Source organism: Pseudomonas sp. SDO5522_S412 (genome assembly GCF_054071215.1).
The window spans coordinates 1-13,532 of the sequence record NZ_JBSVWQ010000155.1; the positions used below are offsets into that span (position 1 = coordinate 1).

13 protein-coding genes are annotated in these 13,532 nt (G+C 59.7%); 4 read left to right on the top strand and 9 right to left on the bottom strand.

The window, feature by feature from the left end:
* Window positions 1-84 precede the first annotated feature (84 nt).
* Together ACW9I6_RS23850 and ACW9I6_RS23855 are read right to left on the bottom strand one after the other, a co-directional pair.
* The gene (locus ACW9I6_RS23850; protein WP_003176208.1) at window positions 85-282 is read right to left on the bottom strand and encodes a YbdD/YjiX family protein; all 198 of its coding nucleotides are present in this window, start codon (window positions 280-282) and stop codon (window positions 85-87) included.
* Window positions 283-297: 15 nt separating this feature from the next.
* Window positions 298-2,364: a carbon starvation CstA family protein gene (locus ACW9I6_RS23855; RefSeq protein ID WP_003215826.1), complete on the bottom strand. Its 2,067-nt coding sequence runs from the start codon at window positions 2,362-2,364 to the stop codon at window positions 298-300.
* A 173-nt stretch (window positions 2,365-2,537) separates the two neighbouring features.
* Here ACW9I6_RS23855 and ACW9I6_RS23860 point away from each other — a divergent pair, with 173 nt between their 5' ends.
* Window positions 2,538-2,906: a PilZ domain-containing protein gene (locus tag ACW9I6_RS23860; RefSeq protein WP_457339911.1), complete on the top strand. Its 369-nt coding sequence runs from the start codon at window positions 2,538-2,540 to the stop codon at window positions 2,904-2,906.
* A 115-nt stretch (window positions 2,907-3,021) separates the two neighbouring features.
* Here ACW9I6_RS23860 and radA read toward each other — a convergent pair whose 3' ends face one another.
* From radA to katB, 3 genes are all read right to left on the bottom strand, one after another.
* Complete coding sequence (gene radA, locus ACW9I6_RS23865) at window positions 3,022-4,389, bottom strand: DNA repair protein RadA (protein ID WP_003215821.1); 1,368 nt, start codon at window positions 4,387-4,389, stop codon at window positions 3,022-3,024.
* A gap of 35 nt (window positions 4,390-4,424) precedes the next feature.
* Window positions 4,425-4,964 (bottom strand): ankyrin repeat domain-containing protein, encoded by a 540-nt coding sequence (locus tag ACW9I6_RS23870; protein ID WP_008432819.1) that lies wholly within the window; start codon window positions 4,962-4,964, stop codon window positions 4,425-4,427.
* Between the two features lie 92 nt (window positions 4,965-5,056).
* Window positions 5,057-6,598 carry a catalase KatB gene (gene katB, locus ACW9I6_RS23875; protein WP_457339912.1) on the bottom strand — a complete coding sequence of 514 codons (1,542 nt, stop codon included), beginning with the start codon at window positions 6,596-6,598 and terminating at the stop codon, window positions 5,057-5,059.
* Window positions 6,599-6,884: 286 nt separating this feature from the next.
* Between katB and mscL the strand changes: the two genes are divergently transcribed.
* Entirely contained in the window at window positions 6,885-7,301 is a 417-nt protein-coding gene (mscL, locus tag ACW9I6_RS23880; protein ID WP_003215816.1) for a large-conductance mechanosensitive channel protein MscL, read from the top strand.
* Between the two features lie 40 nt (window positions 7,302-7,341).
* Here the strand turns inward: mscL and ACW9I6_RS23885 are convergent, their stop codons facing one another.
* Window positions 7,342-8,118, bottom strand: a complete 777-nt coding sequence (locus ACW9I6_RS23885) for a ferredoxin--NADP reductase (RefSeq protein WP_457339913.1) — start codon at window positions 8,116-8,118, stop codon at window positions 7,342-7,344.
* A 405-nt stretch (window positions 8,119-8,523) separates the two neighbouring features.
* Here ACW9I6_RS23885 and ACW9I6_RS23890 point away from each other — a divergent pair, with 405 nt between their 5' ends.
* The gene (locus ACW9I6_RS23890; protein ID WP_003215813.1) at window positions 8,524-9,234 is read left to right on the top strand and encodes a helix-turn-helix transcriptional regulator; all 711 of its coding nucleotides are present in this window, start codon (window positions 8,524-8,526) and stop codon (window positions 9,232-9,234) included.
* Between the two features lie 128 nt (window positions 9,235-9,362).
* Window positions 9,363-10,487 carry a methyltransferase gene (locus ACW9I6_RS23895; protein ID WP_301049930.1) on the top strand — a complete coding sequence of 375 codons (1,125 nt, stop codon included), beginning with the start codon at window positions 9,363-9,365 and terminating at the stop codon, window positions 10,485-10,487.
* A 41-nt stretch (window positions 10,488-10,528) separates the two neighbouring features.
* Here the strand turns inward: ACW9I6_RS23895 and ACW9I6_RS23900 are convergent, their stop codons facing one another.
* The 3 genes from ACW9I6_RS23900 to ACW9I6_RS23910 are packed head-to-tail and all read right to left on the bottom strand — an operon-like array spanning window position 10,529 to window position 13,159.
* The gene (locus tag ACW9I6_RS23900; RefSeq protein WP_003215809.1) at window positions 10,529-10,696 is read right to left on the bottom strand and encodes a DUF2474 domain-containing protein; all 168 of its coding nucleotides are present in this window, start codon (window positions 10,694-10,696) and stop codon (window positions 10,529-10,531) included.
* Window positions 10,697-10,708: 12 nt separating this feature from the next.
* Window positions 10,709-11,716, bottom strand: a complete 1,008-nt coding sequence (cydB, locus tag ACW9I6_RS23905) for a cytochrome d ubiquinol oxidase subunit II (protein ID WP_008432810.1) — start codon at window positions 11,714-11,716, stop codon at window positions 10,709-10,711.
* A gap of 3 nt (window positions 11,717-11,719) precedes the next feature.
* Window positions 11,720-13,159, bottom strand: coding sequence for a cytochrome ubiquinol oxidase subunit I (locus ACW9I6_RS23910; protein WP_008432808.1), 1,440 nt, complete (start codon window positions 13,157-13,159; stop codon window positions 11,720-11,722).
* Window positions 13,160-13,532 lie beyond the last annotated feature (373 nt).

A 13,532-nucleotide genomic window follows, 5' to 3' on the forward strand; every position in this document is an offset into this window, starting at 1 on the left:
TCAGTCAGCACATGCATCACTGAAAGACCGCCTTCGCGAGCAAGCCCGCTCCCACAAGGGATCACCGCAGCCCGAACTACCGGGCTAGCAGCACTTGGGCCCACCCTTGCCGCCGTAACGGGCTTCCTGGCGTTCCCGGAAGAACGCCTTGTAGTCCATCATCGGTTTGTCCGGGTGTTTGGTTTGCATATGCTCGACGTAGGTGTCGTAGTCGGGCATGCCGACCATCAGGCGCGCGGCCTGACCGAGGTATTTACCGAGGCGACTGATGTCATTGAACATGATTGCAATCCTCTATCAAGCGTCCGGGATGGCCTGGTATGGCGCTTCTTTATCCGTACGTTCCTTTTTGCCCCAGGCAGCAATGCCGACCTTGAGCGCATAGAACAGGATGCTGAAGACCACGAACAGGAACAGCGCCGTCAGCGTTGCGTTGGTGTAGGCGTTCCAGATCACGTGTTGCATCTGGTCGATGCTCTTGGCCGGTGCGAGGATCTGGCCGCCGGCCAGGGCATCGCTGTATTTCTTGGCCAGCGACAGGAAGCCGATCGCCGGGTTGGCGTCGAATAGCTTGATGAAGCCTGCGGTCACGGTGCAGATCAGCAGCCATACGGCTGGCAGCATGGTCACCCAGATGTAGCGCTGGCGTTTCATTTTGATCAGCACAACCGTGGCGAGCATCAGCGCGATACCGGCCAGCATCTGGTTGGAGATACCGAACAGCGGCCACAAGGTGTTGATGCCGCCCAGTGGGTCGATCACGCCCTGGTACAGCAGGTAACCCCACATCGCCACGCAACCTGCGGTGGCGATCAGGTTGGCCGTCCAGGACTCGGTACGCTTGAGCGCCGGCACGAAGGAGCCGAGCAAATCCTGCAGCATGAAGCGACCGGCACGGGTACCGGCGTCGACCGCAGTCAGGATGAACAGCGCTTCGAACAGGATCGCAAAGTGGTACCAGAACGCCATGGTGTTTTCACCCGGCAGGACGCTGTGCAGGATCTGCGCGATACCCACCGCCAGGGTTGGCGCACCACCGGCACGGGCCAGGATGGTGGACTCACCAATGTCATGGGCCACCGCCTGCAACGCTTCCGGGGTAATTGCAAAACCCCAGCTGCTGACGGTTTGCGCCACAGCCACCACGTCACCGCCGACAATCGCGGCCGGGCTGTTCATGGCGAAGTACACCCCTGGCTCGATCACCGAAGCGGCAACCATCGCCATGATGGCCACGAACGACTCCATCAACATGCCGCCGTAGCCGATGTAACGGGCGTGCCCTTCACTGGCCAGCAACTTGGGCGTGGTGCCCGAGGAGATCAGTGCGTGGAAACCCGAGACCGCGCCACAGGCGATGGTGATGAACAGGAACGGGAACAGGCCGCCCTTCCACACCGGGCCGGTGCCATCGATGAACTGGGTCAGCGCCGGCATTTTCAGGTCGGGCATGGTCACCAGGATGCCAATCGCCAGGGCGATGATGGTGCCGATTTTCAGGAACGTAGACAGGTAGTCCCGTGGTGCGAGGATCAGCCACACCGGCAACACGGCAGCCACGAAGCCATAACCCACCAGCATCCAGGTGATCTGGATGCCGGTGAAGCTGAAGGCCTTGGCCCACACCGGGTCAGCGGCAATCTGCCCGCCCAGCCAGATCGAACCCAGCAGCAACAGCACGCCGACAATCGAGATTTCACCGATGCGGCCCGGGCGGATGTAGCGCATGTAGATGCCCATGAACATCGCGATCGGGATGGTTGCCATCACCGTGAAGATGCCCCACGGGCTTTCGGCCAGGGCCTTGACCACGATCAGCGCCAGCACCGCGAGGATGATGATCATGATCAGGAAGCAGCCGAACAGCGCGATGGTCCCGGGCACGCGGCCCATCTCTTCGCGGACCATGTCCCCCAGGGAACGGCCGTTGCGCCGGGTGGACAGGAACAGGACCATGAAGTCCTGCACCGCCCCCGCCAGCACCACGCCGGCGATCAGCCACAACGTGCCGGGCAGGTAGCCCATCTGCGCCGCCAGTACCGGGCCGACCAAAGGCCCTGCGCCGGCGATTGCCGCGAAGTGGTGACCAAAAAGGATGTGTTTGTTGGTCGGCACATAGTCCAGACCGTCGTTGTTCAGCACAGCGGGGGTAGCCCGCAGTGGATCGAGCTGCATCACATGGTTAGCGATGAACAGACTGTAGTAACGGTAAGCAACCAGATAAATGGCCACTGCTGCGACCACGATCCACAAGGCGTTGATCGCCTCGCCGCGGCGCAAGGCCACTACGCCCAGGGCGCACGCTCCTACGATTGCCAGCAGCAGCCAGGGTAGATGGCGTAGCAGGCTATTATTATTTTTCATTTTTATATTCCAGCCAGGGTGGACAGAAAGACAGCCATCCCGAGTTTAGCGCTACTGGCCTTAAAGGCCACCCCCCTACGTTGGTCTAGAGCCTTGCCGGGGCGAAAAAAGCAGAAAAAACCGCCCCATGATGGCGCACGGCTACAATTCCTTTATCCACAGAGGGTTTCACCATGCGCGAACAGCCTTCAGACCGACGCCGCTTCCGACGAATTGCCTTCGACGCCAGGACCGAGCTCACGCAAGACGGCCATGTCTGGTCGGTGCAATTGGTAGATTTGTCGCTCAAGGGCTTGCTGGTGCAACGGCCACAAGACTGGCACGGCCATCGCTACGAATCATTCGACGTGGACATTCATCTGGACGCCGAGACCAACGTAAAGATGCAGGTGCGGCTGACCCATGATGATCATGGGCAGCTCGGCTTTGTGTGCGAGCACATCGACCTCGACTCCATCAGCCACCTGCGGCGGATAATCGAGCTGAACCTCGGTGATCAGGCAGAGCTGGAGCGGGAATTCGCCGCCTTGCTGGAGACCTGAACATGTGGGAGCTGGCTTGCCTGCGATGGCGGTGTGTCAGTTTGCATATCAATCAGCTGATACACCGCCATCGCGGGCAAGCCCGGCTCCTACAGGGGTGATGGGTGGCTGGCGACTATTCGAACAGGGCATCCAGCGCCTGCTCCAGGCGCGTTACCCCGATCACTTGCAGCCCCGGTGGCATTTCTTTCGGCGCATTGCCCTTGGGCACGATGGCGCGCTTGAAGCCGTGCTTGGCCGCTTCCTTCAGGCGCTCCTGGCCGCTGGGCACCGGGCGCACTTCACCCGACAGGCCCACTTCGCCAAACACCAGCAAGTCATGGGGCAACGGCCGGTTGCGCAGGCTGGACATCACCGCCGCCATCAACGCCAGGTCAGACGCGGTTTCCAGCACCTTGACCCCGCCCACCACGTTGAGGAATACATCCTGGTCATGGGTGGGAATGCCGCCGTGGCGGTGCAATACCGCCAGCAACATCGCCAGCCGGTTCTGGTCCAGGCCCAGGGTGACACGACGCGGGTTGGCCAAGTGGCTGTCGTCCACCAGCGCCTGGACTTCCACCAGCATCGGTCGGGTCCCTTCCCACGTTGCCATCACCACACTGCCCGGGACTTCTTCCTGGGCGCGGGTAAGAAAAATCGCTGACGGGTTGGAGACTTCTTTCAAGCCCCGGTCAGTCATGGCGAACACACCCAACTCGTTGACCGCGCCAAAACGGTTCTTCACCGCCCGCAACAAACGCAACCGCCCGTCGGACTCACCTTCGAAATACAGCACGGTGTCGACCATGTGTTCCAGCACCCGCGGGCCGGCCAGTGCGCCTTCTTTCGTCACGTGGCCCACCAGGAAAATCGCCGTGCCGCTCTGTTTCGCATAGCGCACCAGCAGCGCGGCACTTTCCCGCACCTGGGACACGCCACCCGGTGCCGATTGCAGTTGTTCGGTGAAAATCGTCTGGATCGAGTCGATCACCATCACCTTGGGCTTTTCCAGGCGCGCGGTGGCGATGATGCTTTCGATGCAGGTTTCGGTCATCACCCGCAGTTGGTCCTGAGGCAAGCCCAGGCGGCGCGCACGCATGGCCACCTGCTGCTGGGATTCTTCGCCGGTGACATACAGCGCCGGCATGCGGCTGGCGATGCTGCACAGGGTTTGCAGCAGGATCGTGGACTTACCGATGCCCGGGTCACCGCCGATCAGTACCACCGAGCCATCCACCAGGCCGCCGCCCAGCACCCGGTCCAGTTCACCGGAAGCGGTGGAGAAACGCGGGATTTCTTCGACGCTGACTTCGGCCAGGGTCTTGATCTGGGTTTGTTGCCCGGTCCAGCCGGAACGGCCGCTGGGGGCCACGGCGCCGCCGCTCTCGATCATGGTTTCGGTCAGGGTGTTCCACGCACCGCATTCCGTGCACTGGCCGGCCCACTTGGGAAAGGTCGCGCCGCACTCCGTGCAGCCATACATGCGCTTGGCCTTTGCCATTTGAGAACCTCCAACCGAAAAACCGCGATGATAGCTCAGCGCGGCGCCGGGGTACGGATTTCACCGCTGGCCAAACGTGAAGCGCTGTTACCGATCGGGTCTTCGGCATTCAGATCGGCGCCCTTGGCTTTCAGTTCATCCAGCAGTTCCACGCGCTTGAACAGCCCGGCATACATGGCCGCCGTTTGTCCGGCGCCGTTGCGCTGGTCGGGGTTGCAGTCGGTGGCGAGCAGGCGCTGGGCGATTTTCAGCTCACCCTTGAAGATCGCGCCCATCAAGGCGGTGTTGCCGCGTTTGTCCTGCACGCAGGCATCGGCGCCGGCGGCGAGCAATCGGTCCACGTAGGCACTTTCACCGTGATAGGCGGCGAGAATCAGCGCCGTGTAGCCTTTTTCATCCTGGGTGTTCAGCGAATAGCCGGATTCGATGAAGGTGTTGAGCATTTCCACGTCGCCACGGCGGGCGGCGTCGAAGTAGTAATCCTGCAGTTGTGCCTTAAGCGCGGCCGGGTCAGCTTGTTCGGCCAATACGCTGAACGACAAACACGCAAGGACAGCGCCTATAAAGATTCGCATGGCAAATTCTCAATGATGTGCCACCTGTAGGAGCCGGCTTGCCGGCGATGGCGTACTTGTGGCAAGCCGGCTCCTACAGGGAGCGTGGGCGGTTAGTCGGTCAGCTTTTCGGCCAATGCCTTGACGCGGGCCAGGTCGCCCTTGGCAACTTTGGTCACGCCTGTGCCGTACTCCGGATCAGCCTTGTAGAGGAACGACAGGATGATGTGCTTGCTCTCGTCATCGGTGGTGGCCAGGGAGCCGCCGAAGTTGTCGATCAAGTCCTGGCGTTCTTTCTTGTTGAACGAGCGGTACAGGTCGCCGGCCTGCTTGAAGTTCTGCTCACGCTGGATCTTCGCTTGCTGGGTACTGCCCGACAGGGCCGACTGGCTGTACCGCGCGGTTTGCGGCTCTTCCCGTGGCAGCAGGCGGCTTGGCTGGTAGTTCACGCCAGTGGTGGTCTTGCCGAAGTTCATCGCGCCGTCCTGGTTACCGTTGTTGACGGTCACCCGGGGTGCGTTGATCGGCAGTTGCAGGGCGTTTGGCCCCAGGCGGTACATTTGCGTATCGGCATAGGAGAACACCCGGCCTTGCAGCAGGCGGTCTTCCGACGGCTCGATGCCCGGCACCAGGTTGGCCGGCGCCATGGCGACTTGCTCGGTTTCCTGGAAGACGTTGGCCGGGTTGCGGTTCAGCACCATCTGCCCGACTTTGCGCTCCGGCACGTCCGGCCAGATCTTGGTGGCATCCAGTGGGTCGAAATCAAACTTGGCCAGGTCTTCCGGTTTCAGCACTTGCACATACAGGTCCCACTTGGGGAAGTCGCCTTTATTGATGTGCGTGACCAAATCATTGGTCATATGGCTGTAGTCACGGCCCTGTACTTCAGCTACTTGTTTAGGGTCAAGGTTCTTGATGCCTTGCAGGCTCTTCCAGTGGAACTTGACGTAGTGCACTTCGCCCTTGGCGTTAATCAACTTGTAGGCGTGTACACCGTTACCGTCCATTTCCCGGTAACTGGCTGGAGTACCGGAGTCCGAGTACAACTCGGTCAACGTACGAGTGGACTCCGGAACATGGGAGAAGAAGTCAAAGCGACGGGAATCATCGTCCAGGTTAGTGCGCGGATCGGGTTTAAAGGCGTGAACCATGTCCGGAAACTTGATCGCATCGCGAATAAAGAATGTCGGGAAGTTATTACCGACCAGGTCCCAATTACCTTCGGCGGTGTAGAACTTGGTGGCGAAGCCGCGCGGGTCACGCAGGGTTTCCGGCGAATGGTTGCCGTGAACGACCGCAGAGAAGCGCACAAATACCGGCGTGGCTTCGCCGGCGGCAAACACCTTGGCCTTGGTCAGGTCGCTGAGGTTATCGGTGACGGTGAAAGTACCGTGAGCGCCGGTGCCACGGGCGTGCACAACGCGCTCCGGAATACGCTCGCGATCAAAGCGCTGCAACTTCTGGATCAGTTGCACGTCTTGCAACAGGACCGGGCCATTCGCACCGGCGGTTTGCGAGTTCTGATTGTCACCGACCGCCGCGCCATTATCGCGCGTGAGGTTGGCGGCGTGTACGGACAGCGAAAGAAGACTGGCGCTCACTGCAAACAGCACCTGTCGCGCAGAAATAGGCCCGCAGCTAATAGGGTTTTTCATCGAGGTATCCTCTGGTTTTTTTAGTGCACATTGAGTTGTGCTTGCCAGAGGCTAGTGAGACGCGAGTCAGAAGATAAGTAGAAAAGTCTTACCATGGCGATTGAAAAAATAGTGTGGTAACCCACTGAAATAGCGGGTATTCCGCGCGCGATTGGTGGCACTTTGCAAACTATTTGCGATTTAATGTGTCGATAAAAACGGACACTGTTAGCAGTTGTGTCGAGCAAGCCTCGCCACACTGTCTTACACTGGCTTCTACCTCCTCATCTGTAACAAGGAATAACCTATGGGCGTGTTAAGTGAGTTCAAGGCCTTCGCGGTCAAAGGTAATGTGGTCGACATGGCGGTCGGTATTATCATCGGCGCCGCCTTCGGCAAAATTGTTTCATCCTTTGTAGGCGACGTGGTGATGCCACCTATCGGCCTGTTGATCGGGGGTGTCGACTTCGGCGACCTGGCCGTAACGCTTAAAGCCGCCCAGGGCGATGCGCCTGCCGTCGTACTGGCGTACGGCAAGTTCATCCAGAGCGTGATCGACTTTGTGATCGTTGCGTTTGCGATCTTCATGGGCGTGAAGGCCATCAACCGCCTGAAGCGTGAAGAGGCCGTGGCACCTAGCCTGCCGCCGGTCCCGACCAAGGAAGAAGTGCTGCTGGGGGAGATCCGCGATCTGCTCAAGGCACAGAACAGCAAGCCCGAGTAAGCTCGGCAAAAAGTAAAGGCGCCTGCAGGGCGCCTTTGTTTTACCAGTAGTTTTCTACCGCGACCTGCCCCGGACGGCGGGTCAGGCTCAGTTGCATGTCGCGCTGTTTCAGCAACTGGCGCGTGTCGTCGATCATCTGCGGGTTGCCGCAAATCATCACTCTGGAATGCTCGGGGGTCAGCTCGATGCCTGCGGCGAGCTCCAATTCACCGTTCTCGATCAGGGTGGTAATCCGCCCATTCAGCGCGCCCGGATGTTGCTCGCGGGTGACGATAGGAATGTAGGTGAGCTTGTGGGCGTATTCTGCCAGGTACTCACGTCCGCCCAGTTCATGGATCAACGACTGGTAAGCCAGCTCCCTTGCTTCGCGGGCACTATAGACGAGGATAATCCGCTCGAATTTCTCCCACACTTCGAAGTCCTGCAGGATCGAGAGAAACGGCGCAATACCGGTCCCGGTGCCCAGCAGCCACAGATCGCGACCATCCACAAACCGGTCCAGGGTCAGAAAGCCCGTGGCCTGGCGCTCCACCAGCAAGGTATCGCCTTCCCGCAGGCGGCTCAGCTCACTGGTGAACTCACCGCCCGGCACCACGATGGAAAAGAAGTCCAGGTATTCATCAAAGGGCGAGGACACCACCGAATAAGCACGCCACACAATGCCGCCATCGGCCTTGGTCACCCCAAGACGCACGAATTGTCCGGCGCGAAAACGAAAACCAGGGTCTCGGGTAGTGCGCAGGGTAAACAGGCTGGGAGTCAGCGATTTCACGTCGAGCAGGGTCTGGCGGGTGTATTTTTCAGCACTGGCCGTCATGGGAAACTCCATTTGCAGAGGCCCCTAGTGTCCCCCAAAGCGCCGCCTGGAAACACCGATGGTTTGTGCTGGCATTGCCGCTGCCCATTGTGGAAACCGCTGGGCGGTACTAAATATTTGGCTATTAGTCGCCTTCCAACAAGCCATTAGATGAGGGAGTGCAACTAAATATTAACAAGGCGCATTTAGAGCAAGTTCTTAAAACTAATGGAAAAAAATCTTATCGAACGCCTGAAACCTGTACACCGTAGCCAGGTTGTACAAATGTTATTGGCCTAACGCCCGCTTGAACATAACTAAATTTTTATTTCGAGCTGTAGCCGTTGTCCTACACTATTTTTTCACGTTGTAACCGGGGGCCTTGGAAGTACCCCATGTAAAAACCGTTCGCATGGAGAGTTACCGATGGTCAACTGGCACAACACTCGCCTGCCCAAACTCGAAGGGGAAAGCGAAATAACCAGTATGTACGAAGCTGCCCTCAACCTTACCTACGAGCTTGGCTTCCAATACTGCGCATTCACCCTTAGTTCCCATCTACCCAACAACCAAACGAAAACTATCAACCTCAACAACTATTCCAATGAATGGAATACGCTGTACAGACAAGAGCACTACTTTGATCTCGACCCTGTGGTTGCGCATTGCAAACGCTCGGTTCTACCGATCGTATGGGACGAGAAAACCTTTTCTTCGGTACCGGACTTATGGGCCCATGCCCAGTCCAACGGACTGAATTTCGGATGGACCCAATCGGTTCATGACTTCCAGGGTGTTTTCAGCATGTTGAGCCTGGGGCGTGCCACCGGCCCAGTGGGCCCTGAAGAACTCTATGAAAAAGCCGGGCAAGTGCTCTGGATTTGCCACGCCATGCACGCGGTGGTGGCCAAAAAATACGCAGACAATCCCAGCCCGCAAGCGCCCAGCAAATTGACCCCGCGGGAAACCGAAATCCTGCAATGGTCGGCCTTGGGCAAGACCGCCTCGGACATCGCCACCATCCTGTGCCTGTCCGAACGCACGGTCGGCTTCCATATCAGCAGTGCGATGAAGAAACTGGGGGTCAGTAACAAGATTGCCGCAGTGATCACGGCAGTCAAATGCGGGTTGTTTTAAACACCGCATGTAATCCAGGGGAAAAAAACGTAACATTTGCGGCCAGTTCCGGGTGATGACGCGAGCCCCTGATGCGCCTCGCGTCGCCGCTCACCCCGATGGTTCGCTTACCCAGAGTCTCCCCCGCCATGCCCCTGCTCGACAGCCCCTTCGCCCAACTCGACCTGATCCGTCAGCCAGAACAGCACAACGACCCGCTGCAAGCGTTTGATGCAGCCGATGAGTATTTGCTCAGCTACCTGGCGGAACAACAGCTGACGACGGCGACCCGCGTACTCGTGCTCAACGACAGTTTCGGCGCGCTGGCGGCCAGCCTCGAAGGGCATGTGCAGGTCACCTCCAGTGGTGACTCGTTCCTCGGCGCCCTGGGCCTGGAGAAAAACCTGGCGCGCAACGGCAAGGCTTTCGACGCGGTAACGTTCCTGCCCGCCAGCCAGACACCTGCCGGGCCGTTCGACCGCGTACTGATCCGCGTGCCGAAAACCCTGGCCCTGCTCGAAGAACAATTGATTCGCCTGCAAGGTCAACTGGCACCCGGCGCCGAAGTGATTGCCGGGGCGATGGTCAAGCACCTGCCACGGGCTGCCGGCGAACTGCTGGAGCGCTACATCGGCCCGATGCACGCCTCACTGGCGGTAAAAAAGGCCCGACTGCTGATCGCCACCCTGGCCGATCGGCCACACGCCGTATCGCCCTACCCTACGCGCTACAGCCTGGAAACCCCGGCCATCGAACTGCTCAACCACGCCAACGTGTTCTGCCGCGAAGGCCTGGACATCGGCACCCGGGCCTTCCTGCCGCACCTGCCACAAAACCTGGGCGGCGCCCGCGTAGCCGACCTGGGTTGCGGTAATGGCGTCCTGGCGATTGCCAGCGCGCTGCAAAACCCCGAGGCGCAGTACACGCTGGTCGACGAGTCTTATATGGCGGTGCAATCGGCGGCCGAGAACTGGCGCGCGGCGCTGGGCGAACGTGACGTGCTGATTCGCCCCGGCGACGGCCTGGCCGATCAGGAGCCGCAATCACTGGATGTGGTGCTGTGCAACCCGCCATTCCACCAGCAGCAAGTGGTGGGAGACTTCCTCGCCTGGCGCATGTTCCAGCAAGCGCGGGAAGCGTTGGTGGTGGGCGGCGCCCTGTACATCGTCGGCAACCGTCACTTGGGTTATCACACCAAGTTGGCGCGGTTGTTCCGTGGCGTCGAGCAAGTGGCGACCACGCCGAAGTTCGTGGTCCTCAAGGCGCGCAAATAAAAAAGCCCTCCATGAAGGAGGGCAATAGTTACAACGGGATGTCAGTGGGTGGTCAGGCCCGCGGCATTCATGAACATGCGCATCAGGCTGGCCACTACGAACAGGGCCAGGACGCTGCCGGTCCAGATCATCGCCAGCCAGCCCAGGCGCTGCCAGAGCGGCTTTTTCTCGGCCTGTTCGATGTCGTGCAACGAAGGTTTGCCGGACATGAGTCGATCCTCCTAGTGATAACCGTCTTCGTGGGTGACCTTGCCGCGGAACACGTAGTAGCTCCAGAAGGTGTAGCCCAGGATGAACGGAATGATGAACAAGGTGCCCACCAGCATGAAGCCCTGGCTTTGCGGCGGTGCGGCGGCGTCCCAGATCGAAACTGACGGCGGGATGATGTTCGGCCACAGGCTGATCCCCAAGCCACTGTAGCCAAGGAAGATCAGCACCAGTGTCAGCAGGAACGGCGTGTAGTGCGCATTGCGGGCCACGGCACGAATCAGGCCGTACATGGTCACCAGCACCAGGATCGGCACCGGCAGGAACCAGAACAGGTTCGGCAGGGTGAACCAGCGCGAGGCGATTTCCGGGTGGGCCAGCGGCGTCCAGAGGCTGACGATACCGATCACCGCCAGCACCACGAAGGCCAGGGGCCGGGCCAGGTTGTGCATCTTCTCCTGCAAGCTGCCTTCGGTCTTCATGATCAGCCAGGTGCAGCCGAGCAGCGCATACGCCACGATCAAGGCCACGCCGCAGAACATCGTGAACGGCGTCAGCCAGTCCAGGGAGCCACCGGCAAACTGCCGGTCGACCACCGGGATGCCATCAATGAACGCCCCCAGCGCCACGCCCTGGAAGAACGTCGCTGCCAGCGAGCCGCCGATGAAGGCCTTGTCCCACAAGTGACGCTTGTCGTCCTTGGCCTTGAAGCGGAACTCAAACGCCACGCCGCGAAAGATCAGCCCGATCAGCATCAGCATCAGTGGCAGGTACAGCGCCGAGAGCACCACCGAATAGGCCAGCGGGAACGCGCCAAACAACGCCGCGCCGCCGAGTACCAGCCAGGTTTCGTTGCCGTCCCACACGGGGGCGACGGTGTTCATCATCACGTCACGGTCGGTCTTGCCCGGGATGAACGGGAAGAGAATGCCGATCCCCAGGTCGAAGCCATCCATGACCACGTACATCATGATGCCGAAGATGATGATCACGGCCCAGATCAGCGGAAGATCAATACCCATGGCTCAGTTCCCCTTGTTCAAGGTGTCGCCGTGATCGGCATCGGCACTGTCATCAGCCGCCGACAACGGACGCGCCGGTGTGCGTTTCTGCCCAGGGCCACCGTGGGTGGGCTCGGTGCTTTCGTGGGTCACAGGCCCTTTGCGCACCAGGCGCATCATGTAGCCCAGGCCAGCGCCGAACAGCGCGAAGTACACCACCACAAACAACACCAACGTAATGCTCATCTGCGCAAAACTGTGGTTGGACGAGGCGTCCGCCGTGCGCATCAGCCCGTAGACCACCCACGGCTGTCGGCCGATCTCGGTGGTGAACCAGCCGGCGAGAATCGCGATCAGGCCGGACGGGCCCATCCACAGCGCCAGGTACAGGAACGGCTTGGACGTGTACATCTTGTCGCCACGGCGCAGCCAGAGGCTGAACAGGCCGGTGAAGATCATCAGGAAGCCCAGGCCCACCATGACCCGGAACGACCAGAACACGATGGTCGAGTTGGGACGGTCCTCAGGCGGGAACTCCTTGAGGGCCGGCACCTGCTTGTCCAGGGAGTGGGTCAGGATCAGGCTGCCCAGGTACGGAATTTCTACTGCGAACTTGGTTTTTTCAGCCTTCATGTCCGGCCAGCCGAACAGGATCAGCGGCGTGGGCTCGTTGCCGATATTTTCCCAGTGGCCTTCAATCGCGGCGATCTTCGCCGGTTGATGCTTGAGGGTATTCAGGCCGTGGAAGTCACCGATGACCGCCTGGATCGGCGCAACGATCAGCGCCATCCACATTGCCATCGACAGCATGGTGCGGATCGCCGGGTTGTCCTTGCCGCGCAGCAAGTGCCAGGCCGCCGAGGAGCCGACGAAGAACGCGGTAGCGACGAACGCGGCCGTGGCCATGTGCATCAGGCGGTAGGGGAACGACGGGTTGAAGATCACGGCCAGCCAGTCGGTAGGAATCACCCGGCCATCAATGATTTCAAAGCCCTGTGGCGTCTGCATCCAGCTGTTGGAGGCAAGAATCCAGAAAGTCGAGATCAGCGTGCCGACGGCCACCATCACCGTGGCAAAGAAGTGCAGCTTGCGTCCGACCTTGTTCCAGCCGAACAGCATGACCCCAAGGAAGCCGGCTTCGAGGAAGAACGCCGTGAGCACCTCATAAGTCAGCAACGGCCCGGTGACGGCACCGGCGAAGTCCGAGAAGCGGCTCCAGTTGGTGCCGAACTGATAGGCCATGACCAGGCCGGAGACCACGCCCATGCCGAAGTTGACGGCAAAGATCTTCGACCAGAAATGGTAGAGGTCACGGTAGGTGTCGTTGTGGGTCTTGAGCCACAGGCCTTCCAGCACCGCAAGGTAACTGGCCAGGCCGATGGTGATGGCCGGGAACAGGATATGGAATGAGATGGTGAACGCGAATTGAATTCGGGCGAGATCTAGCGCCTCCAAACCGAACATAAGTCTTCCTCTGTCAGGTAATACCGAATGCTGGCTGGAGGCCTGCACCCACTGCCCCCACGGATATGGAGTGTGGCGAATTCAAATTCGTTTCTTTTTATAACCAACCACGCAGGGATTCTGGCCTTGCGGCCGCCAGAGCAATCCCGGCGAAGGTTTTGATCTGGATCAAGCATTGCTGAAAGAGTAGTCCCATTTTCGCGAGAGCAAGGCGTGGTCTTTTGCCGCGTGACAGGTTGCCTCAGTGGTCACTGGGTGTTGTCTTTGGTGAGATTGGGCGTGTTTTGGGTGTATATCCGTTATTTGGGTGATGGCTGGTATTGGTTCCGCTCTTACAGCGGCTCACTTTTGAAAAGCGCAAAAGTAAGCAAAA

Excerpts from the sequence above, each read along its gene's own strand:
- ACW9I6_RS23895 (WP_301049930.1), top strand. The coding sequence starts at position 9,363 with ATGCCCCTGCTCGACAGCCCCTTCGCCCAACTCGACCTGATCCGTCAG.
- ACW9I6_RS23910 (WP_008432808.1), bottom strand. The coding sequence starts at position 13,159 with ATGTTCGGTTTGGAGGCGCTAGATCTCGCCCGAATTCAATTCGCGTTC.
- ACW9I6_RS23870 (WP_008432819.1), bottom strand. The coding sequence starts at position 4,964 with ATGCGAATCTTTATAGGCGCTGTCCTTGCGTGTTTGTCGTTCAGCGTA.
- ACW9I6_RS23885 (WP_457339913.1), bottom strand. The coding sequence starts at position 8,118 with ATGACGGCCAGTGCTGAAAAATACACCCGCCAGACCCTGCTCGACGTG.
- ACW9I6_RS23850 (WP_003176208.1), bottom strand. The coding sequence starts at position 282 with ATGTTCAATGACATCAGTCGCCTCGGTAAATACCTCGGTCAGGCCGCG.
- radA (WP_003215821.1), bottom strand. The coding sequence starts at position 4,389 with ATGGCAAAGGCCAAGCGCATGTATGGCTGCACGGAGTGCGGCGCGACC.
- ACW9I6_RS23855 (WP_003215826.1), bottom strand. The coding sequence starts at position 2,364 with ATGAAAAATAATAATAGCCTGCTACGCCATCTACCCTGGCTGCTGCTG.
- cydB (WP_008432810.1), bottom strand. The coding sequence starts at position 11,716 with ATGGGTATTGATCTTCCGCTGATCTGGGCCGTGATCATCATCTTCGGC.
- mscL (WP_003215816.1), top strand. The coding sequence starts at position 6,885 with ATGGGCGTGTTAAGTGAGTTCAAGGCCTTCGCGGTCAAAGGTAATGTG.
- ACW9I6_RS23900 (WP_003215809.1), bottom strand. The coding sequence starts at position 10,696 with ATGTCCGGCAAACCTTCGTTGCACGACATCGAACAGGCCGAGAAAAAG.
- ACW9I6_RS23860 (WP_457339911.1), top strand. The coding sequence starts at position 2,538 with ATGCGCGAACAGCCTTCAGACCGACGCCGCTTCCGACGAATTGCCTTC.
- katB (WP_457339912.1), bottom strand. The coding sequence starts at position 6,598 with ATGAAAAACCCTATTAGCTGCGGGCCTATTTCTGCGCGACAGGTGCTG.
- ACW9I6_RS23890 (WP_003215813.1), top strand. The coding sequence starts at position 8,524 with ATGGTCAACTGGCACAACACTCGCCTGCCCAAACTCGAAGGGGAAAGC.